This window comes from Microbulbifer mixtoriginis (SeqCode), from assembly GCF_052466715.1.
In genome coordinates this window covers 1,710,982-1,731,412 of record NZ_CP174288.1, presented here as the reverse complement: position 1 = coordinate 1,731,412, position 20,431 = coordinate 1,710,982, and the positions used below count along the sequence as shown (strand labels likewise).

Genomic DNA, 20,431 nt, shown 5'->3' with positions numbered 1-20,431 from the left:
TACCGGCCAAAAGGCCTTCTGTCAAACTGAAAGCGGCTTTTTCTAACGCCGGTGAGCCTGCGGAGACCACGCCTAACCGGAATCAGTGCCAACCAAAACTGAATTCTTTCCCCCTTGTCTTCACCAAATGTTATTCAAATGTGATCTGAACCTGGCAAGTGAATTGAGGGTTTTGGCGGGGCCTCAATAACGAAGAACTAACACTATTGCTTTATCACTTTATTCCACTATCAAAGTCTAAGTTACACCCACAATCTACGCTCTTTATAAGCGCAGTACAGCTGCATCAACCTCAAATCGAGCCTCTTGGTGTGAGCGATACTGGATTCATCCTCGCTGAGAATACACGAGGGGACTCCTAGGAATGCAATCCTGCGAGAGCCGCTATAGCCACCCGGCCAATAAAATCAGACTTACAGCAATCCAGAACCGACATACCTGAGCATCTCCCCCAGAGATTCTTAAACCAGCAACCTCCATAACCAGCTCATGACCATTATCGAAGACCGTAAAGGTGAGCATCAATGTTGCCCTCTCCATTGGTGCTCCTTGGCTTCACACGAGTTACCCAAGCTACCCCTCAGAAAAGCGTTGTCGCTATACTCCACAGGTACAACCGCAATCAAATATGATCAACGGGGACAGAAGACGCTTACTTTCCGGTTCTCCTAAGCCAGCGGTACCCCTCTTATAACTGTTGGTTACAGACATAGCGGAAAATATTGTTATTTATTGCATAAGCGTACTGGTATGTTAGGCGCCAGCGGAGAACCATCCGGGGCTTGCCCCTCTCTCCACCATCCGCGCACAAAGGCAATGGAATCAAGCTGTTATGTATCGATACGACGACCGGGATCGCGCCATCATCAATGATCGCGTTGCCCAGTTCCGCGGCCAGACGGAACGTTACCTCGCCGGCGAGTTGAGTGAGGAACAATTCCTGCCACTGCGCCTGCAAAATGGCCTCTATATTCAGCGACTGGCCCCCATGTTGCGCATCGCCGTGCCCTACGGCCTGCTCAACAGCAACCAGCTGCGCCGTCTCGCCCGCGTCAGCCGAGACTACGATAAAGGGTACGCTCACTTCACCACGCGCCAGAACCTGCAGTACAACTGGCCCCAGCTGGAAGATGTCCCAGCTATTCTGGCCGAATTGGCTGAAGTGGAGATGCACGCTGTACAGACCAGCGGTAACTGTATCCGCAACACGACTTCTGACCCCTATGCGGGCATCGCTCTCGACGAGATTGCCGACCCCCGCCCCTACTGCGAGCTAATCCGCCAATGGTCCACCTTCCACCCGGAATTCGCCTTCCTGCCGCGCAAGTTCAAAATCGCGGTTAGCGGTTCCGAGCAGGACCGCGCTGCGATTCGTGTACACGATATCGGTGTGCAGATTGTGAAGCGCGGCGAAGAGATTGGCTTCCAGGTGCTTGTCGGCGGCGGTCAGGGCCGCACGCCGGTTATCGCCGAAACCATCCGCGATTTCCTGCCGGAGGAAGATCTGCTCTCCTATCTGGAGGCGATTGTACGGGTATACAACCAGCTGGGCCGTCGTGATAACAAATACAAGGCGCGCATCAAGATTCTGGTGAAAGCCCTAGGCCCCGAAGAATTTGGCCGCCGCGTGGAAGAAGAGTGGCAGCACATTAAAGACGGGGTAGAGAAATTGACCCCAGAAGCTCTGCAGTGGGCCAAGTCCTTCTTTACCGAGCCTGACTACAAGAGCTTTGATGGTACAGCCAGCGAGGCAGTCCTGCAGCAGCAGGCTGATAGCGACAAGGCTTTTGCGCGCTGGCTGGATCGCAACACCTACCCTCACCGGGTACCGGGTTACCGCGCTATCAAGCTCTCCACCAAGCCAACGGGTGTGCCCCCTGGTGATGTCACCGACCGCCAGCTTGAGGCCATCGCCGATCTGGCCGATGCTTACAGTTTCGGCGAAGCCCGTGCCACCCACGACCAAAACGTGGTATTGGCCGATGTGGAACAGGGCCAACTGTACGAGCTGTGGCAACAGGCGCGCAAACACGGCTTTGCCACACCCAATATTGGCACTCTCACCGATATGATTTGCTGTCCCGGCGGCGACTACTGCTCCCTGGCCAACGCCAAGTCGATCCCAGTCGCCGAAGCCATTCAGCGCCAATTCGACGATATGGATTACCTCTACGACCTGGGCGATCTGAATCTGAACATTTCCGGCTGTATGAATGCCTGTGGTCACCACCATGTGGGCCATATCGGCATCCTCGGTGTGGACAAGAAAGGCGAGGAGTTCTACCAGATACAACTAGGCGGCAGTGCTTCCAACGAAGCCAGTCTGGCCAAGGTACTGGGCCCCAGCTTCTCTCGTGCAGAAGTTACCGGGGTGATCGGCAAGATCCTCGATCTCTACATCGAACAGCGCCAGACAGAAGAGCCCTTTATCGACACCTATAACCGCATCGGCCTGCAGCCCTTCAAGGAGAGAGTCTATGCCAAAGCCAGTTAAGCTGGGCCCACAGCCGGGCAACCCCTCCGAGCTAATTCTCAATGGTGAGGTCAGCGCCAATGATTGGCAGCTACTACCGCAACTGGAGGAAGAGGGAACCATTGATCCAAATACCCTGCCCTCCGGCAAGCTGATCCTACCGCTGCGCCAGTGGTTAGCCCATCGGGAGGCCCTGGCAGAACGCAGTGCAGAAGTAGGGGTCTGGATAGACAGCGACGAAGGTGCTGAGCTTATCGGCAACGAGGCGAATAATTTTCCGTTGATCGCAGTTAACTTCCCGGCATTTGCCGATGGCCGTGGCTTTACCGCCGGCCGTATGCTGCGCGAGCGCTTTGGCTTTAAAGGGGAGCTGCGTGCGGTGGGTGGCTTTATGCGCGACCAGCTCACTTACCTGCAGCGCTGTGGCTTTAACGCCTACGCCTTTGAAGGCAACCAATCCCTCACCAGCCTGAAAGAATCCCTACAGGATTTTGGGGATAGCTATCAGTCCGGTGTAGATCAACCTCTGCCAATGTTCCGCCGACGCTTCTAAGGTCGATGCTCGACTGAGTGTGCCCCTGCCCACATTGGCAAGGGCATACTACTTCTACCCCGGCATTGTCCTCTTCTATGTCCCCAATTAAATACCTTGCCTGAAACCCCTCACAAATCTCATATACAGAAAACTGAGGTCGACCCAAGCCCTTTCCAGCTTCCCCCTATTAAGCACTAACCAAACCAACTAGATCGCCGCGTCGAGAAGTGCTAACCCATTACCATAAACAACATCGGGCCCAGCCCCCGATACACGAAATGGTATCTGATTCAAATCCCCACCGAGCGTACTAATAGCAAGCGCCACCCGCTTCAATTCCCGGGCACCTGGCCTGTAGTGGCCACTGTGGTTATTGACCTCAAGTATTTGATAACCAGCGCCCAGCACAATGGTTCCTGCACCCAACACCGACCCACCAGCCAGAAATGAGGAATGATGGAAATGACCTAAATTTTTTCTTCCGACATAGAAATTACGCTGTGAATCCACAACATAAATTATGTTGCCCGCAGTGTTTTGCAGGATACCCAGCTCAAACCTTCTTTGCGTAGGAATAATCAGCATGTTTCCTGTAAATGTGGCCAGATGTTTCTGCCTATCCCGGTCGGAGAGATAGCGGACATTGCCATTACGGCCATGGGTCGCCTGGTGGTTGGGATGATGAACTTCCGGCCAATAAGGAGTGGCTACCATTTTTGCCCCCCCTTGAGCGACCTAAAAGCCCCAGCGTTTTCAATGTAGAACGCAAATGTCTCCAGCGACTTCTTGCTCTCTGCCTTTTCTCTGCCTCAGTCATAAGATGCTTCCTTCCATCCGGTGAATAAAGTTGAAACAGGGGATCTCCCTAAAGTTCACTGAAAGAATATGGAAAGCAGCATGAACTGCTAATGAATACTATGAGTTTAAAAATGCCTCAAGGTGGAAATTACCCTTCACCTGTAAGACCCATGTAATGGTACCCAGAAATTTTTAAACCATTATTTAAAAGAGAGTCATGATAAAAGCTGGCCTCCCGTGAAATAGAAAGAAGAAAACTTGATGCTTGAGTTGCATTTACAATACAAGCAATATCTACTGAGAAAACTACAGGAGGTTTAACCAATCCATTTACATCCATCCGGAATGGTAAAATTGTTCAACTGCTCCCTGAAAAAGTAGTGCCAGGACCACCGGTAAGCGACCTAATTCCAAGCGGCAGAGCTATGCCAACTAATACAAAAGTCTTTGTTGATTTTTTGAAAAATGAACTAACTTAAGGTCGCAAACAATAAAACTGAGAAGCCGAGAATCAAATATCCACCACCCAAGCTGAATCAGCCAGGCCCAAGCTTTAAAGAAATATTACTTAGGATTTACACCAAGCACCCAATGAAAAACCTTATCAAAACTTTGCAAATCTAATTTAGGTCGTTCTTCAATTGAGTTAGCCACTCCGCGATCCAGTTTGGCATTAATCCAGCTATCAAGCTGACCATCCAGAACCACCAACCTGCCTTCATCCACCCCCTTTTTCTGCTCAATCAAATTGACTATCAGCTTGAATAGCCATTCCTCTTGATCATCCTCTAGTAATTCTTCGCACATTTGCATAAAGTTGACTGGAGGGATTGACAGAAATTTTTTTATATAAAGCGCATTCAGAATTGAGCGTATTACATATAACAGCTTTTTAACCTTAATTTCCTTAACACCAGCGTCCTTTTCTTGCACAAATTTTGTATAACAGTTAAACCCCATGCTGATATAGTGATGCGCTAAGGCCCGCGGCTGCCAACACTTGAGTGCCAGGCTCCGAAGTTCATCCAAAACCTCTTGCCGTTTGAAATACACTTTTGGTGAAAACAGCCACTCGATTAATGTCGGATTGCTGCCCCTTAACAGTCCCAGGGTTTTATTGATATCCCAGCCAACAAGGTCAAGCTCATCCCCCAAGGTCTTATCGAAAGGCACTTCTACAACATCTCTAGGAGTTCCAAGTGTCAAATAGTGGTTAAGATCTCGCTTGTAAATAAAACGTACATCCCAATCACTATCCGGCGACTCAAAGCCCCACGCCCGACTACCAGACTCACAGGCATATAAAATTTCTATACCTTTCTCAGCTTCAAGTGCTTTTAATTTTTCTTGTACTACCAATTCCATCAATTTCTCTCTACCAATCTACCATGGGCAATGGACAAAAGTTACTATTCAAGAGAGTGACACTGCCTTTGAAATGCCACTATTAGCCCCTTCAACGTAGGAAGTCACCACACGATGAATACTTGCATATACCCTACTCTACCTACCGCCCCTTTTCTGCACCTTGTAGCCACCAACCAAATACCCCAGCAACGATCCGATAAGCACAGGGATAGAGATCAAACCAATCAGCAACCAGCGGTCCTGCTTAAAATGCACATCGAAGTGAACTAATGCGGTATAAGCAACTGCACCCATCATTACAACAATGACAAACATTACAAGCCAAGTGACAAAATTTGCTGACAAATTCAAACCGCAGCTTTTACAGACACATTTTATCGAGTTGAGACCACTACACCAGCCAATCAGAGAGATAGGCTTCTCATTACAACCAGGACAATTTTTCACTGTTACTCCAACACCTAAATCTAGCCACAGCCTGGCAACCGAAAACTAAAATTATATTGGATATCCTTCAATACCAATACTTCTGCCCCCCCATAGCCAGGCGGTCCAATCTCACTCAAAAACGCCTTCCTGCCCATAAAAGGCAAAACATCTGCTATCATCGCGCCCGCAAAAACCTAAGGGGTGGCCAAGGCCTGAGATGCAAAGGGATCAAGAAGATCACCTTAAGCAAACCCTTGAACCTGATCCGGTTAATACCGGCGTAGGAATAGGTAGGCGTGCCAAAGCCCTCCCCTCGTCGCTCTCCGGGTCTCTTTCATTAGTGTTGATTCGAGAGAGAACCATGAAAAAACTGTTCACAATCCGCCCGATTGCTCAATCTATCGGCCTTGTGGCTGGCCTGTCCGCTGGGCTAGCAATGGCCGCTAAGCCCATGGAGGGCGGGCTTGAGGAAGTGGTAGTGACAGCTCAATTACGTGATACCAACCTGCTAGATCTACCCGGCAGTGTCAGTGTAATTGGCACCAGCAGTATTGAGGCGCGCGGAGCTGGCAACCTGGACCAACTCCTGAACATGGCACCTAATGTCAATTTTTCTACGGGCGCCTCACGGGGGCGCTTTATCCAGGTTCGCGGTATCGGTGAACGCAGCCAATTTATCGACCCAGTAAACCCTTCAGTCGGCTTGGTTATTGATAGTATCGACTTCACAGGCCTTGGCCTGGCCGCCAACACCCTGGACATAGAACAAGTCGAGATTCTACGAGGCCCGCAAGGCACCTTGTATGGCGCCAATGCCCTAGCAGGCCTGGTCAATATGCGCAGTGCCGCGCCCACTTCAGAAACAACGGGCAAAGTCTCCGCCGAGTTGAGTGAATACGGTGGTCGTAGCCTTACCGCCATTGGCAGCGGCAGCCTGACTGAGCAGCTTGGCTACCGTATAGCCGCCAGCGAGCGAAAGTCCGACGGCTATATGGAAAATCAATATCTGGGCCGCGATGACACGAACAATATTGATGAATCCGTACTGCGCGGTAAGCTGGCCTATTCTCCCAGTGACGATTTAAAGCTCGACTTCACCCTTTTCTACCTTGACGCCGATAACGGCTACGATGCCTTCTCTCTATACAATACCCGCAAGACCCTCTCCGACAAGCCCGGTCGGGACCAACAGGAAAGCTGGGCTGGCGCTTTAACTGGGCAGTGGTCTGGTAACGAGAATTTCACTCTTGAAGCCACCCTAAGCCATGCCAATTCCGATACCGAATACGGATACGATGAGGACTGGAGCTATATCGGATTTCACCCTTTGGAATACAGCCAAACTGACAATTACCAGCGGGACAAAGACAACGCCAGCCTGGATTTACGCCTGCTCTCCACTGAAAGCTCCAAACTCTTTACGGGGCGCACTAGCTGGGTACTGGGGGTTTATCATCGTAATGAGCAAGAAGACCTCCTGCAGACTTCAGGAAAAACTAAAGGCACAATCACGGAATACAGTTTTTTTAGCAGTGAGTTTGATACCAAAAACAGCGCTGTTTACGGACAGCTGAGCACCACACTAACCGACGCTCTCAACCTGATTACCGGGCTTCGCTTGGAAAAACGCAGCGCGGATTATTCTGATTCCTATTCCACTAAGGCAGATAGCAATGAGGATTTGTGGGGTGGAAATATAACCCTGGAATATCATTATTCTGAAGACACGCTACTGTACGCCACCGTTTCACGCGGCTATAAGGCAGGGGGTGTGAACGGTGCTATCATCGCAGAGTTCGCGGGTAATGAAGAAACTTACAGGGAGATGTTCGAGTTCGATACAGAGCATTTGCTTAACTACGAACTCGGCGCCAAAGGCAACTGGCTGGATAACCGCCTACAGGCGCAGCTAGCAGCTTTCTACCAAGACCGCAGCGATGTTCAAGCCAAACAATCACTCTTTAATCCAGAAAGTAAAAAGTTTAGGGAATACCTGGGTAATGCAGCAGGTGGTGAAACTTACGGCTTTGAGGCGGAAATAAATTTCCAAGCCACGGATACTGTGCGCCTCTTCGCTTCTGCAGGCTGGCTAAACGCCGAGTTTGAAAACTTTATAAGCAGTACACACGTAGATACAGAGAAGGATAAAGAAACCGGCACGGTACTACCGGTAAATCTGGATGGGCGTGATGTCGCTCATGCGCCAAGCTATCAGTTCTTCACTGGCACCGAGATTGATCTCACTACCCACTGGGTACTGCGTCTGGAATTGGAAGGCAAGGATGAGTTTTACTTCTCTAATAGCCACAATGAAAAATCCACGGCCTACGAATTGGTTAACGCCCGCCTCACCTATAGGCTTGATAACTGGGAAGTCTCTCTATGGGGTAGAAACCTGACAGGTGAGGATTACTATACCAGAGGCTTTTATTTCGGAAATAACCCAGTTAATGGCTATAGCTCAGAAGCTTATTATCAACAGGGTGAACCACGTATTGCCGGGATAACCGGTACTTATACTTTCTAATAGGACACCTTGTAATTTAGCAAATAGCCAATGGTTAACGCCCGTGAATTATCAGATACATAGCTATCTGATAATTCACGGACTTAATCGGGTTGGATAGCTAGGAGCCAAGGATAGTTACCCCCTGGATCTCGGTGAATAATGAGAAAAGCTATGCAGCTCTCCGCAGAAATCAGCATGTACCCTCTCAAAGATGAGTACATACCCAGTATTCGAGCCTTTATTGAACGCCTGAATAGCCATTCAGGCCTGAGAGTAATCACTAACACTATGAGCACTCAGGTATTTGGCGAATATGATTTGCTAATGGATGTTCTCAAAATAGAAATGCGCAAATCCTATGAGCAGTTTGGACGCGCTATTTTTGTTTGTAAATTTATTGATGGCGACCTAGCCCCGGCAAAACCCCATGCTTAACTCAGAGTTCCTAGAAATTCTGCGCACCTCAATTGCAGCCATGTCTCTTTGGGAAGCGGCAGCTGTTGTTCTCGCCCTTGCTTACCTGTTATTGGCGATGCGCGAGAAAATCAGCTGCTGGTATGCTGCCTTTATCAGCACGGCAATCTATTTAGTTTTATTTTGGGATGTCAGCCTGCTAATGGAATCAGCACTGCAAGTGTTCTACCTGGGTATGGCGATTTTTGGCTGGTGGCAATGGCGTCATCACAAGGATAAAAACAAAGATTTAAGAATTCATCGCTGGCCACTGCAAACCCACTTGATGGTGATTAGTGGTGTTTTCCTGCTAACCCTGGTATTCGGTTATCTGCTAGATAACTTTACCAGTGCCGCCCTACCCTATCTCGATTCTTTCACCACTTTGGGAGCCGTGGTCACCACCTACATGGTGACCCGCAAAGTTTTGGAGAACTGGATCTACTGGATTGTAGTGGATGGGGCCTCCATCTACCTTTACCTGGATAGAGGGTTGTACCTGACTGCGCTCCTCTTTTTGCTCTACGTGGTATTGGTTGTTATTGGTTTTTTCCAGTGGAGATCCATCTACAATAAGCAAAATCTGGCCGAGCAGCCCGGGCTAACCTCTTTAACGGGAAGACAAGCTTCCGCCGCTTTGCAGTAGCAATATCGCCCTATCTATACCTATGCGCCAAAGCCCAAGCGACATCATTCCCTGCGACTGGCATCAGTGGAGCCAGTCCAGACCTAGGTTTATACAGACCTTGGCAGGTGGACAGACCAATCGAACCTATTTAGTTTCATCAGGGGAAGAGCTCCTGGTTATTCGCCATAACTCCCCACTTAGCCAAGCGCTGGATCTCGACCGGGCAACAGAGGCCCAAGTCCTCAACCAGGCCACTCGCGCCGGGCTCTGTGCTCCCCTTGTCTATTGTGACCCTCAATATCACTATTTGGTAACAAGGTTTATTCAAGGCCAGCCCTGGCACAAAGAGGGCCCCAGCGCTTTGAAGCGGCTTGCCAAACGACTTAATAGCATTCACTCTCTCTCGCCGGTTAAGAACCACCTGGATATTGATCAGAAAATAGACCGCTATTGGTCATCGATTAATACTCAAGCTGATTTCTATCCACGTCTTAAACAATTACACCGTGAACTATCCAGCAGTATTAGCGCTTTAAAGGCTGTAAGTGATACTCCCGGTCTCTGTCATAATGACCTAACCAAAGAAAACCTGATCGAAAGTACCAGCGGGGAGCTAATCGCAATCGACTGGGAATATGCTTCCATGGGAGATCGATTTTATGACCTTGCCGCTTTGGTTGAGGAGCACCAATTTTCCCCTGCTGAGCAACAACAGCTACTGGTCAATTATCTCCATCGCCCACCAAATGGAGATGACAGGCAGTGCCTTTACCATTGGCGGCTAATCTATAAATATCTATGTGTACTTTGGCATGCACTGCAATGGAGTGCAAAAAAAATCCCCGGTGACTCAAGCACCATCGAATCTCAATGCCAGGCGATATTGGAGTTAGCTGCATCCCGGCCGGCTTAGTAGCCCCTTAGTAAACCCACCTCATCAACCCGACGAAAGCCCTGCCGAGCCCCCAAATGAACATAACAGGAATTAAAGGGGATCCTATATGGGTGAAGCCTTCCTAAACAATACAGCTCAAGATACCAACCACATAAGATCAGTATTGACCGGCCATTGCTTTGCAAAGATATAATCACTGCAGACCTGCACAGGTTTACATCAAAATGCACGAGTATAGGGAGATACACATTATGACCAGAACTTTCTTCGGCTTGCTACTCCTCTTCGTCACCGCCAGCTGCTATGCTGACAAGAGGCCTGAAGCTTTTAACACCATCGACAAACTTTTTGCCGCCATGTCAAATTTTGATCATCAGGCAATGAGAAGTACGGTTACTGATTCATTCATCCTTTTAGAGCATGGGGAGATCTGGACCATAGAGGATCTTGTTAATGTAGTTAAGCCCGCTGGTTACACCCGAACGAATTACTTCAGCATCATCAACTACGAGCAGCAAGGCGAATTACTGACTGTCAATTATTGGAACAAAGCCAACTTTACCCAGAAAAACAAAAGCGAGGATGTTATCTGGCTGGAGAGTGCCGTCCTAGCCAAGGTAGATGGGAACTGGTTACTTCGCCAAATGCATTCTACCCGGCTACCAGCTGGTAAAACGCCCGATAAAGTAACCTTTATCAAGCAAAAACTCTAAATTTAAAGTTAAGCTCAATGTGCTGGCCTTAGGGCCAGCCCTACATTCACTGTAGAGGCTACAGCCAATACCGTGTCTTTTCCTATCCACTGCAGCATCATGTAAAATAAGCCGAACTATACGATACATAGTGCTTATTATCCCAAGAGGCGGCCCCATGAAGCTAAAAGTGTACCTTTCCGGTGAAATTCATTCTAACTGGAGAACCCAAATTATAGAGGGTTGCAAAAATCTAGGGTTAGATATCACCTTTTCATCCGCAGTGACTGATCACGATGCCAGTGATGCAGCGGGTGATGGCCTTGGTGAAGAGTCCAACTCTTTTTGGCGTGATCATAAATCGGCCAAGGTCAATGCCGTCCGAATCAAACACTCTATTGAGAACTGCGACCTGGCCATCATTCGCTTTGGAGAAAAATATAAGCAGTGGAACGCCGCATTCGATGCCGGTTACTGCGCAGCTCTGGGAAAGCCTTATATCACCCTACACGATGAATCCCTGGTTCACGCCTTGAAAGAAGTCGATGGTTCAGCCCAAGCCTGGGCCCAGAGCCCTGCACAAGTTATCGATATTCTGAAATACCTCACTACCCAGGCTTAACGCCATATGTCACCACCGCCGGCCAATAACCGGCGTGGTTTGTCATATAATCGCTCACCTTCATTTTCCCCACTCTTTTTAATCTGTAGCTACTTATGCCTGGAGTAACTGATCGGTTTTCCCTTGATATGACCTATTAATCCATTAGCATTTCATACCAACATCTTCATGTTTTGCTATATCCCACTGTATTCAACCAATCCATCAATAGATGGCGCAGACATAAACCGAGGCAAGGATACTGACCTTAAAGGCCACAAATGTACGATTCATATAATTAAACTCAGGAGATCAATCAAAAGGTTCTGGCGGGTTTCCCACGATAAACGCTTACATCCTCAATCAGGAGCAACCTTATCAGCTATCGGCCATCCCAGTAGCTTGGAGAGTATCATGAGAATAAGTAAAGAAGTCTGGAAGGGCCAAGCCGCATATTCCAAGACACTGTTATGGCTATATGATTTTTGGGTGTTATTTTTATCAAATCGCTTTATTTGGCGCTGCCCTACACCAATAATTCTTCAGCAATTTGATGAAAATGTAAGCGTCAACCACTTGGACGTGGGTGTCGGCACTGGCTATTTTATGGATAAATGTCATTTCCCCTCACCTCATATCAGATTGGCACTTATGGATTTAAACCAGAACTGCTTGGATATCTCAGCAAAGCGTGTTGCAAGATACAAACCTATTCTGTTTCACACAAACGTACTGAGTGAAATGCCTAATGATATAGAGCCATTTGATTCCATTTCTGTTAATTATTTATTCCACTGCTTACCGGGGAGACTATCAGAAAAGCTTATTGCCATAGATTATCTTAATAAACTACTCTCAGATCATGGCACTATCTTTGGCTCTACAATTTTACATGAAGGTGTTTACAAAAGTGCAATCGCCAAACGATTAATGACCTTCTACAACAAGAAAGGAATATTCTCTAACACCCTAGACAGCCAGAAAGATCTGGAGGATTTCCTGCAAAGCAGATTCTCAGAATATTCAATAGAAATTCGGGGCTGTGTTGCACTTTTCTCGGCAAAGAACAAGCGATAAACCCAGCCCCCAACAATTGCGAGAATACTTGGTAAATATTACTTCATCATTAAGGCCACCTCTCTCCTTGATTTCCTCCTATGTGAAGCAGCAGTATTATTCTATTGTTTGTTCACACCCTTTTGCCAAAGGCCTTCCTGATTTAGATCGTGATACGCTAGCCAAACTGTGGAAGCCCCAGCTCCGATCTTGGCACTCATAAGGCGTGCATTGTCATAGCCATTGAATGGAACATCAAAAACTGACCCCGGATACTCATATTTACAAGCCACTTCTCCTTGAGACCAGTCCGCATCAGCAGCAGTAATCTTCCAGTCACCTTCATCACGGCAAGCAAAGCGATAGCTTTTGGAGCACACCACATCATTAAAACGACCGTTCGCCTTTGAAATAGCGCAATGCTCATTGCCATTCCAGTTGTTCGGCTCCGTACTTTCCCAAGACCAGAGTAGGTCTTCGGGCTCAAGATGCCCCGCACTACCATCACCATTGAACCAGAACATTTCAAATATATTGAGCCCACAGGAAAGATAGCTTTTTACATTAGACTCAGTGATTTCTTTGTCTTGCGGCCCTTTACCACCACTACCTATGCCATAAAGAGTGCTTGGATCGTGTAACCGCGTCATTTGCTTGCTTGCCGAGGTTGTCATTAACTCACAAGTATTGGGGTCTGTAGGTTTACTAAATTTGTCTTTGTGGAACCCCTGATATTGCAGACCGAGATGTACCACAGACCTAAAGCTCCCTGATTGTGGACAGATTAAATCCGTATTTACAACGACTATATTTTTTCCAGAATCCAACACATTCTGCTTACTCAAGGAATCCACCGGCAGGCCGGCACAACGATTAGATCCCCCTCCAGAGAAACTCGCCTCATAAAGATAGCTTCCTAACTCAGCTCTCAACTGACTGGCTATCTGGCCATAATGATTAGAATTTATTTCAAGTTTCAACAATATGACTGACTCAACATTCCCCTCTTCCAACCAACGAACAATACTTTCCAGCCCACGGCGAAACTTTTTTTCACCACCAAAGCAGACACCATGACATAACCGCAGCTGATTCTCCCCAAAAAATGTTCCGTAATCGCCGACATCTAAAGTAAGCTCACGCACACCAGAGTTTAACTGATCATAGATTGAAATATCCTGATTGGGATCCGCCCAGTAGGCACTGTCCCACTCCCGCGCATTATAAGAGTTGTGAGTACCCACCCATTGCGAATGGTTGAAAGGCACATCTTTATCTAACTGTTCTTGCAGGGACAATTGTATAACACCCTGAGTTGTTGTCGACTTGACATCCGGAACTAGAAAAAGGCCCAGCATGAGAATTACTAACCGCCCATAAAGGGATGATTTGATCATTTGTTTTTTTCTTATCATGATATACCCTCGCCACTATCGTGACTTTATTGTTTATTTTATTTATTTGTTTACTTATTTAACATCAAATAACAACCCTAAAATTAGAGCTTCAAAATATTAACCAATTAAAAGTTCTGTTTACAGACCCATACTAGACCTAACTTATAGGATAGGCGTACTTAGAACTTATTTAAATCTAGATAATTAGCCGAAAAGAAAAGCTGTATTTAGCGGGGGATGTGTTCCACTCAAGATACGGGAAGCTAGTGGTGATTAATATCAAAAAGATCCACCCTATAACGAATGGATCTTACATAGTTGATAGACAATCAATAATAAATATGAATTTATTGAATTTTTAAATTACCAACCAAAAGAACTTTACCGTTACGCTCACCTGCCGCAGCAACTTTAACGGCTTCCTTCACATCGCTAAGGGGATAAGTTGCATGAATTGGTGCAGAAAGCTTACCCTGGGCAACTAGGCTCGTAATGGTTCCAAAAACTTCCTGCTGCCGCTCAGGTGAAGCATTAGCAAACCACTTGGCCAGCCAGAATCCGCGTACAGTAATATCCTTAAAGATAATCACCCCTGGAGCAAGCAGACATGGTTCACCGCTCAGGGCACCATAGTTGACCAGTGTGGCACCCTCGCTAAGGGCTTCACCTAGCCTAGCAGTAGCCATTCCCCCAACGGCATCTATACCCAAGCGAATCTCAGCACCTGCGGTTGCAGCTTTAACCCTCTTGGCTAGGCTCTCCCCTTCCTGATCACCATCCACCAGCACCACATCGGCACCGGCTTCCAGCATTGGCTCGATCAGTGAGGGTCTGCGAACTACATTGACTACCTTCAGACCACGAATTTTTGCCAGACTTGTCAGATAAGTTCCTACCGCAGAGTTTGCTGCGTTTTGAATCACCCAGTCTCCCTCTTTCAGATCGACGAACTCACTGAGTAGGAGATAGGCCGTTGGGGGATTAATGGTAATCATGGATAGTTGTATGGGGTCTACCTCATTCGGCAGAGGGATAAGTCCCTTAGCATTTGCCACCATGTGCGTGGCCCAGGTGCCACTGCCAACGGGCAACAGAACAGTTTGGCCAATATCAAGGCCTGACACATTCGGACCCTGCTTAACTACCTTGGCAACACCTTCGTTCCCGCCAATGGCAGGCAGAGGCGGTAACATGCCATATTCACCGGTCAGCGTGAGTACATCTGAGGGGTTGATAGGTGTAGCCAGCATTTCCAGTAATACCTGCCCCTCTTCCAGTTCCGGCTCATTAAACGGAACCGCCTCAATCACATCCTGCGGCACAGGGCCGCGCTCACGATACTCTGCCTTTAGCATATCGACATATCCTTTAAGAAAAATAGCTTTCACTAAGCCGTAAACAATTTCTCTCACTGCCTCTCGAGTAACACTCGTATTTACAGGCCATTTCGAATTGTTCAGTCTACTCACCATGAGAGAGAGTTCAAGAATATCCACCAAACAGATGTAGGCTAACTGTAATGGTGCGATAGGAACAGGACTGAATCGTAAAGTCAAAGTATCTATTGAAAGCAAGTTGCTTTACAAAAGCTCACTGGTCTCTCAAACAAATATCTTTGACACCCAGCATCTACTCGGTTGATTTTTTTTCAAATTTAATAAAAGCCTGTTACCCCTTTACTCTTTATCTCCTCAGACTCTCACACTATCCGGCATCAGGAACGCAACAAACACTCCAAGACTAAAAAGAAATAGAGGTGAGTCTTAGATAACATCACCGGAGAGCAACTCACCAGCAACTTATCCAAATGTCAACATTGAGCCGCTTGTCCACCCATCATTAACTGATAAATATTGAATATGGATAGGGTTCAATTACTTACGCAGAGAAGTACTCTTCTATAAAAAGTCTACTTGAATCACTTCGCCCCTATCAGTCACAGCACTGAAAATATCGAGACAGTAAAATTAAACAAAATTGTTTGATCATTAAAAATATTTTTATGAAAGTATGGCAACTGAAAGAAAATATTAGTAAGGTTCGAATAAGTGCCAAATAAGTCTTTCACTTGGTCAATAATCAATGGATGTGCTGGCTAGGCTATCTCTTCTGCTCCTAAAGCAGAGCTGTTCTCCCACCCTAAGTAGCAGGGCTCCTGGGCATTTAAGATTATCTACTCTATTTCAGCACATTGCCCCCTGCTCCGTAGCTAGCAAGTCCTTCCTCTTCAATTTTTCAAAAGATAGCTCCACGCCGAGAATTTTTATTCCCAGTTTCACCATGCAACAACGCTTATTTCAGTTTTACCAAGAAGTACAAGGAGAATAACAATGGGACTTTGTATTGACTCAACGAACAACACATTTATCACCCAGGTAAGAACAGCGCTTAACACTCTATTAGGAGGCGTCGGCACAGCACTTGTCTACACAACTGAAAAATACCGCACGGGCGGCCGCAATGTAGTACGAGTGACTGAAGGTGTCGGTATTCTGACTGCTGCTGGCTTAAGGGCCAACAGCACAACACTCGTTCGACGCCTGATTAACAGCCGGCACGATACGCGAATCACCGAGAATAATGCGCTGGGGTTCAGACCCGACAAATGGATAAAAGATCAAATTTGGAGTGGCTTCAAGAATTATATCCCCCTGGTGAGTGCAGACCAGGGTTTTATGGCAAAAGTGATGAGCACCGGTGCCAGTGGTGTGGTTATGTGGAACAATAATGCCCTGCAGACGGCCAACCTTACCAATGCCGGAACCGTAACCATGGGCAATTGCCCCAGCTACATAGCTCTGGGCCACGAACTGGTACATGCTGATCGCTGTAATCGTGGCTTGTACCTTTCAGGAGCCACCAATTCCACCTATCTTGCCGATCAAAGACAAAACCCCATGAATAATGTATTGCGCCAGCAAGGCAATGGTTTGTTAATGGCAAGAATTACTAATGGTGGTAACAATATCGCGTATAACAACACAACGGTATCCAACCTTAACAATATGATCACTACTAGAACCTCCGGCTGGATTTGGGTTGGTGGCTCCATGGAGTTGAAAGAAGAGATAGCTACGGTGGGCTTGAGTGATGATCAGAATAATGTGCCCAATGACCTTTTGGCTATCAATGAGAACATGATTCGTGCCGAGCACAATGTTGCACGCAGGATGAAGTACGGACGCATTGGTAACTTAAACTAATACAGCAATCGACTGCACAAGGAAGTGTCACATTTAGCAACTCTAATTAGAGAACTGCAATTAACCGGAAAATCATCGTCCACTAACATTAATACGTTAGTGGACTTACCCTTCTGTCTTTTTGATGTACAGAATCACGATGAGCCGCTATCATCAGCAGCGGTTCTCGTTGCACTCTTAGTTAACTTGGTGGCCTTTTCACCATGACTGAGAAATCTATTTTCAAATAACCCTTTAGCTTTATAGATGTTTACCTACACACTGATTAAGCATACCCATATCACAGCCGCAGTACTTAGCCTCTCTCTTTTTCTGTTGCGAATGGGGTTGGAGTTCTCAGGAAAGCCTCACTGGAGAAAAACCTTCCTTCGCTGGATGCCCCATGCCAATGATACCCTGCTGTTATCTGCGGCTGTAGCGCTGGTTGTTATCGGCAGCTGGAATCCGGCTGTCTTTCATTGGCTTGCGGTAAAGGTTGCACTGGTATTCGGTTATGTGGTTGCCGGATTCTTCGCACTGCGCCAATCCATTCCTCAACGTACACGCATCATTGCGGCTCTTTTGGCCATGATGCAGATTGGCTTTATTTTTTATCTGGCAATTCAAAAGCCTACTCTCTAATACATTTTTTTATTCAATTTTCCCACAAAGCCAGTGCTCACAACTCAGTGGGCAGCGAGCTCAATTCCGATCCCATACTGTGTGATCTATCCCTTTAATATCGTATTTTCTCGCATCAAACACCGGCTCCTTAATTCCTTGATTAAGCTGTGCTTCATAGTCTCCAAGCACTTTGAAAGCGACACCGGAGAGCAAGGTAATAGCCAATATATTGGTAGAGGCCATAAATCCCATCGCCACATCTGCCATGCGCCAGAGTAAGGTAAAATTCTCAGTACTTCCACTGTAAGAAACCCAGGCACCAAACAGGATAAAAATTAAAAAAATTATCCGATAACAAAATATAGAAGTGGGAGTATGGTAAAGATAAAAAATATTGGTTTCACCGTAATAGTAATTACCAATAATCGAAGTAAAGGCAAAAAACAGCAGTGCAAACGCCACGAAACCACTTCCCCAAGAACCCACCACGCTAGACAGAGAGTCCTGAGCTAATTTAACTCCCTCTACATTGCCCACCATATACACATCGGCAACTAAAATAATTGCCGCGGTACAGGTACAGATAACAATGGTATCCAGAAAAACGGAAGCCATTTGCACATAGCCCTGCACCAGTGGATGCTTAACATCCGCTGCTGCACCCACATTCGGTGAAGAGCCAAGCCCCGCCTCATTGGCAAATAGCCCACGCTTTATTCCATTGGAAACTACCGCCCCCAGGGCTCCTGCGCCAGCCTGTTCCAGTCCAAAAGCATTTCTTAATATCGTACCCAGAATCTTGGGCAACTCCCCCAGGTTCATCAGCAAAACCATAAACGCCACCGTTAAATAGGCAATAGCCATAAAAGGCACCACCACTCCAGCAAAGCGTGCGATAGAGCGGATACCACCAAACACAATAATGCCCGCAATCACAGCTACTACAATCCCGACCAGCATGGGGTTGATTTCCCAGGCGTCGTTTAGGGCCGTGGCCATAGCGTTCGATTGAATGGAGTTGAAGACAAAGCCGTAGCACATCAGTAAGAAGATAGAAAAACTTACTGAAAGCCACTTCCAGTTAGGGCCTAGGCCTTTTTTGATGTAGTAAGCCGGTCCTCCACGGAAGGTCCCAGGTTGCTCACCTTTCTCTTTATAAACTTGCGCGAGGGTATTTTCGACCATGCTGGTGGCCATACCGAGCCAAGCCACCATCCACATCCAAAAAACCGACCCAGGACCCCCAGCAGTAATTGCCACGGCAACACCCGCCAAACTACCGGTGCCAATCCGTGCTGCGGCACTGGTGGCAAACGCCTGAAACGCGGAAATTGAGCCCGGATGATCCTTATGAATACCTCGCACCATCACCATCGCCATATGACCAAAGTGGCGAAATTGAATAAAGCGACTGCGAATGGAGAAGTAAAGGCCAATAGGTAGCAAAGCAATAATCAGGACACCGAGCCACCACTGCCCTTCAATCCCCCCCCACAAAAGCCGGTTGGCCCAATCAATCGCCTTGATTATTCGGTCCAACAACTCTTGCATCCACCGCTCCCTGGCACAGCCTATATTTATGCATAGATCAACCGCTGGAAACGGCCATCCCCACTAAAGACTAGCAGCCGCTACAGTGCTAACGGGTAGGTAACCAAGCGGACCTTTTGCAGGAAAAGTAAGAATCACTTGGTTCTATGGCGCTTAAAAAATCCAGACCAGCTGGAAAGGGAAGCGAAAAGGATTCTTGGCGCTCAATCAAGATAGAGCAGGTATAAAATGGGGAAAGCCAACAGGAAGTGGGCTCTGAGAGGTAGACCAGTGACACTGAGGGTCCACTGGTCTATGCACTGAAAAGAATTAGCAGAAGATTTCCCGCGCCCGCTCTGGAGACACCACCTTACGACCACTCTCTTCTGCGATCACGGCCAAAGCCTCAATCAACTGGCCATTGCCAGAGGTACGCTCGCCACCAGGCAAATAGAAAGTGTCCTCTACTCCAGAGCGTAAATGGCCGCCCAGCTCCGCAGTCTTGCGGTGCACCGGCCAGATTTCCTCGCGCCCAATCACAGTACTCTGCCACAAGCTATCTGCACGCATATATTTAGGCAGCAACTCCAACAGCTCGGGATCCGCTGGCATACCAGAAGCCACCCCCATCACCAGGTTATAGTTGGGCTTATCGACCATACCCACATCGGCATACATACCAACGGAGCGGACAATACCTACATCAAAGCACTCAAACTCTGGCCTGGTACCCGTTTCACGACATACCGCCAGCAGTTCCTCCACCTTGTCTACCGGATTATCGAACACCATCGGCGGCCAGGCCCAGGTGCCGTTGGAACGGGCTTTTAAGTAATTCAAGCTGCCCGCATTGCAGGCGGCGATTTCCGGCTTACCTGCGCGCACACACTCGAGAGGTCCGCGCTGGTCCCGACCGATAGTGCCGGTGGAAAAATTTAAAATAACTCCGGGGCACTTAGCCCGAATTGCATCGGCAATTTCCAACGCCACTTGCGGTTCCCAGCTGGGAAGATGCCCCTTGCCCGGCTCTTGAGCCCGAAAATGTACATGCATTACCGAAGCCCCGGCATCAAAGGCTTCGCGGGCTGAGTTTGCCATTTGTTCCGGCGTTACCGGAACCGGGTGTTGTTGCGGATTGGTGAGCACCCCGGTTAGGGCGCAGGTGATTACCACTTCATCGGACATCGCAGGCTCTCCTGAATTATCTTTATTTGGGCCGCTTTAGGTTCGGCACACTAGGCTTTGCCGAATTCCGCTGATT

The 20,431-nt window shown here is 47.7% G+C and carries 19 protein-coding genes and 1 riboswitch; of the genes, 11 read left to right on the top strand and 8 right to left on the bottom strand.

Features of this window, described 5'->3' with window-relative positions:
• Positions 1 to 384: 384 nt before the first annotated feature.
• Positions 385 to 540, bottom strand: a complete 156-nt coding sequence (locus ACJJH9_RS07820; RefSeq protein WP_444924849.1) for a hypothetical protein — start codon at positions 538 to 540, stop codon at positions 385 to 387.
• Positions 541 to 832: 292 nt separating this feature from the next.
• Here ACJJH9_RS07820 and ACJJH9_RS07815 point away from each other — a divergent pair, with 292 nt between their 5' ends.
• Positions 833 to 2,494 (top strand): nitrite/sulfite reductase, encoded by a 1,662-nt coding sequence (locus tag ACJJH9_RS07815; RefSeq protein ID WP_444924848.1) that lies wholly within the window; start codon positions 833 to 835, stop codon positions 2,492 to 2,494.
• Positions 2,478 to 3,026 (top strand): DUF934 domain-containing protein, encoded by a 549-nt coding sequence (locus ACJJH9_RS07810; protein WP_444885235.1) that lies wholly within the window; start codon positions 2,478 to 2,480, stop codon positions 3,024 to 3,026. Before ACJJH9_RS07815 ends, ACJJH9_RS07810 begins: the two co-directional genes overlap by 17 nt.
• A 189-nt stretch (positions 3,027 to 3,215) precedes the next feature.
• Here the strand turns inward: ACJJH9_RS07810 and ACJJH9_RS07805 are convergent, their stop codons facing one another.
• The 3 genes from ACJJH9_RS07805 to ACJJH9_RS07795 all read right to left on the bottom strand — a co-directional run bounded on the left by ACJJH9_RS07805 (position 3,216) and on the right by ACJJH9_RS07795 (position 5,621).
• Positions 3,216 to 3,722, bottom strand: coding sequence for an IQM protein middle domain-containing protein (locus tag ACJJH9_RS07805; RefSeq protein WP_444924847.1), 507 nt, complete (start codon positions 3,720 to 3,722; stop codon positions 3,216 to 3,218).
• A 648-nt stretch (positions 3,723 to 4,370) separates the two neighbouring features.
• A complete protein-coding gene (locus ACJJH9_RS07800; protein ID WP_444924846.1) occupies positions 4,371 to 5,171 on the bottom strand; it encodes a nucleotidyltransferase domain-containing protein in 801 nt (266 codons plus the stop codon).
• A 138-nt stretch (positions 5,172 to 5,309) separates the two neighbouring features.
• On the bottom strand, positions 5,310 to 5,621 hold the full coding sequence (locus ACJJH9_RS07795) for a hypothetical protein (RefSeq protein WP_444888778.1): 312 nt from the start codon (positions 5,619 to 5,621) through the stop codon (positions 5,310 to 5,312).
• A 169-nt stretch (positions 5,622 to 5,790) separates the two neighbouring features.
• Positions 5,791 to 5,907, top strand: a riboswitch (TPP riboswitch).
• A gap of 57 nt (positions 5,908 to 5,964) precedes the next feature.
• On the opposite strand from ACJJH9_RS07795, the gene ACJJH9_RS07790 reads away from it, so the two are divergent.
• From ACJJH9_RS07790 to ACJJH9_RS07760, 7 genes are all read left to right on the top strand, one after another.
• Complete coding sequence (locus ACJJH9_RS07790) at positions 5,965 to 8,130, top strand: TonB-dependent receptor (protein ID WP_444924845.1); 2,166 nt, start codon at positions 5,965 to 5,967, stop codon at positions 8,128 to 8,130.
• A 141-nt stretch (positions 8,131 to 8,271) separates the two neighbouring features.
• Positions 8,272 to 8,547 (top strand): hypothetical protein, encoded by a 276-nt coding sequence (locus ACJJH9_RS07785; protein WP_444885239.1) that lies wholly within the window; start codon positions 8,272 to 8,274, stop codon positions 8,545 to 8,547.
• Entirely contained in the window at positions 8,540 to 9,211 is a 672-nt protein-coding gene (pnuC, locus tag ACJJH9_RS07780; protein WP_444924844.1) for a nicotinamide riboside transporter PnuC, read from the top strand. Before ACJJH9_RS07785 ends, pnuC begins: the two co-directional genes overlap by 8 nt.
• A 22-nt stretch (positions 9,212 to 9,233) precedes the next feature.
• Positions 9,234 to 10,106 (top strand): phosphotransferase, encoded by an 873-nt coding sequence (locus tag ACJJH9_RS07775; RefSeq protein ID WP_444924843.1) that lies wholly within the window; start codon positions 9,234 to 9,236, stop codon positions 10,104 to 10,106.
• 233 nt (positions 10,107 to 10,339) lie between these two features.
• A complete protein-coding gene (locus ACJJH9_RS07770) occupies positions 10,340 to 10,801 on the top strand; it encodes a nuclear transport factor 2 family protein (protein WP_444888773.1) in 462 nt (153 codons plus the stop codon).
• Positions 10,802 to 10,958: 157 nt separating this feature from the next.
• Positions 10,959 to 11,402: a YtoQ family protein gene (locus ACJJH9_RS07765; protein WP_444885243.1), complete on the top strand. Its 444-nt coding sequence runs from the start codon at positions 10,959 to 10,961 to the stop codon at positions 11,400 to 11,402.
• Positions 11,403 to 11,795: 393 nt separating this feature from the next.
• A complete protein-coding gene (locus tag ACJJH9_RS07760) occupies positions 11,796 to 12,458 on the top strand; it encodes a class I SAM-dependent methyltransferase (RefSeq protein WP_444924842.1) in 663 nt (220 codons plus the stop codon).
• Positions 12,459 to 12,559: 101 nt separating this feature from the next.
• On the opposite strand, the gene ACJJH9_RS07755 is transcribed toward ACJJH9_RS07760, so the two are convergent.
• Together ACJJH9_RS07755 and ACJJH9_RS07750 are read right to left on the bottom strand one after the other, a co-directional pair.
• Positions 12,560 to 13,852 carry a phosphoinositide-specific phospholipase C-related protein gene (locus ACJJH9_RS07755; RefSeq protein ID WP_444924841.1) on the bottom strand — a complete coding sequence of 431 codons (1,293 nt, stop codon included), beginning with the start codon at positions 13,850 to 13,852 and terminating at the stop codon, positions 12,560 to 12,562.
• A gap of 329 nt (positions 13,853 to 14,181) precedes the next feature.
• Positions 14,182 to 15,189 carry a zinc-dependent alcohol dehydrogenase family protein gene (locus ACJJH9_RS07750; protein ID WP_444888769.1) on the bottom strand — a complete coding sequence of 336 codons (1,008 nt, stop codon included), beginning with the start codon at positions 15,187 to 15,189 and terminating at the stop codon, positions 14,182 to 14,184.
• Between the two features lie 975 nt (positions 15,190 to 16,164).
• Between ACJJH9_RS07750 and ACJJH9_RS07745 the strand changes: the two genes are divergently transcribed.
• Both ACJJH9_RS07745 and ACJJH9_RS07740 read left to right on the top strand, forming a co-directional pair.
• The gene (locus tag ACJJH9_RS07745; protein WP_444924840.1) at positions 16,165 to 17,037 is read left to right on the top strand and encodes a M91 family zinc metallopeptidase; all 873 of its coding nucleotides are present in this window, start codon (positions 16,165 to 16,167) and stop codon (positions 17,035 to 17,037) included.
• Positions 17,038 to 17,283: 246 nt separating this feature from the next.
• Positions 17,284 to 17,658: a SirB2 family protein gene (locus tag ACJJH9_RS07740; RefSeq protein WP_444924839.1), complete on the top strand. Its 375-nt coding sequence runs from the start codon at positions 17,284 to 17,286 to the stop codon at positions 17,656 to 17,658.
• A 60-nt stretch (positions 17,659 to 17,718) separates the two neighbouring features.
• Here ACJJH9_RS07740 and ACJJH9_RS07735 read toward each other — a convergent pair whose 3' ends face one another.
• Together ACJJH9_RS07735 and ACJJH9_RS07730 are read right to left on the bottom strand one after the other, a co-directional pair.
• Positions 17,719 to 19,191, bottom strand: coding sequence for an alanine/glycine:cation symporter family protein (locus ACJJH9_RS07735; protein ID WP_444924838.1), 1,473 nt, complete (start codon positions 19,189 to 19,191; stop codon positions 17,719 to 17,721).
• 309 nt (positions 19,192 to 19,500) lie between these two features.
• A complete protein-coding gene (locus ACJJH9_RS07730; protein WP_444898427.1) occupies positions 19,501 to 20,355 on the bottom strand; it encodes a beta-keto acid cleavage family enzyme in 855 nt (284 codons plus the stop codon).
• Between the last annotated feature and the right edge of the window lie 76 nt (positions 20,356 to 20,431).

Bases quoted from the DNA above. Each gene is read 5' to 3' on its own strand.
- ACJJH9_RS07820 (WP_444924849.1), bottom strand. From the start codon at position 540: ATGGAGAGGGCAACATTGATGCTCACCTTTACGGTCTTCGATAATGGT.
- ACJJH9_RS07800 (WP_444924846.1), bottom strand. From the start codon at position 5,171: ATGGAATTGGTAGTACAAGAAAAATTAAAAGCACTTGAAGCTGAGAAA.
- ACJJH9_RS07730 (WP_444898427.1), bottom strand. From the start codon at position 20,355: ATGTCCGATGAAGTGGTAATCACCTGCGCCCTAACCGGGGTGCTCACC.
- ACJJH9_RS07750 (WP_444888769.1), bottom strand. From the start codon at position 15,189: ATGCTAAAGGCAGAGTATCGTGAGCGCGGCCCTGTGCCGCAGGATGTG.
- ACJJH9_RS07755 (WP_444924841.1), bottom strand. From the start codon at position 13,852: ATGATAAGAAAAAAACAAATGATCAAATCATCCCTTTATGGGCGGTTA.
- ACJJH9_RS07810 (WP_444885235.1), top strand. From the start codon at position 2,478: ATGCCAAAGCCAGTTAAGCTGGGCCCACAGCCGGGCAACCCCTCCGAG.
- ACJJH9_RS07765 (WP_444885243.1), top strand. From the start codon at position 10,959: ATGAAGCTAAAAGTGTACCTTTCCGGTGAAATTCATTCTAACTGGAGA.
- ACJJH9_RS07770 (WP_444888773.1), top strand. From the start codon at position 10,340: ATGACCAGAACTTTCTTCGGCTTGCTACTCCTCTTCGTCACCGCCAGC.
- ACJJH9_RS07775 (WP_444924843.1), top strand. From the start codon at position 9,234: ATGCGCCAAAGCCCAAGCGACATCATTCCCTGCGACTGGCATCAGTGG.
- ACJJH9_RS07790 (WP_444924845.1), top strand. From the start codon at position 5,965: ATGAAAAAACTGTTCACAATCCGCCCGATTGCTCAATCTATCGGCCTT.
- ACJJH9_RS07785 (WP_444885239.1), top strand. From the start codon at position 8,272: ATGAGAAAAGCTATGCAGCTCTCCGCAGAAATCAGCATGTACCCTCTC.
- ACJJH9_RS07745 (WP_444924840.1), top strand. From the start codon at position 16,165: ATGGGACTTTGTATTGACTCAACGAACAACACATTTATCACCCAGGTA.
- ACJJH9_RS07805 (WP_444924847.1), bottom strand. From the start codon at position 3,722: ATGGTAGCCACTCCTTATTGGCCGGAAGTTCATCATCCCAACCACCAG.
- ACJJH9_RS07815 (WP_444924848.1), top strand. From the start codon at position 833: ATGTATCGATACGACGACCGGGATCGCGCCATCATCAATGATCGCGTT.
- ACJJH9_RS07740 (WP_444924839.1), top strand. From the start codon at position 17,284: ATGTTTACCTACACACTGATTAAGCATACCCATATCACAGCCGCAGTA.
- ACJJH9_RS07760 (WP_444924842.1), top strand. From the start codon at position 11,796: ATGAGAATAAGTAAAGAAGTCTGGAAGGGCCAAGCCGCATATTCCAAG.
- ACJJH9_RS07735 (WP_444924838.1), bottom strand. From the start codon at position 19,191: ATGCAAGAGTTGTTGGACCGAATAATCAAGGCGATTGATTGGGCCAAC.
- pnuC (WP_444924844.1), top strand. From the start codon at position 8,540: ATGCTTAACTCAGAGTTCCTAGAAATTCTGCGCACCTCAATTGCAGCC.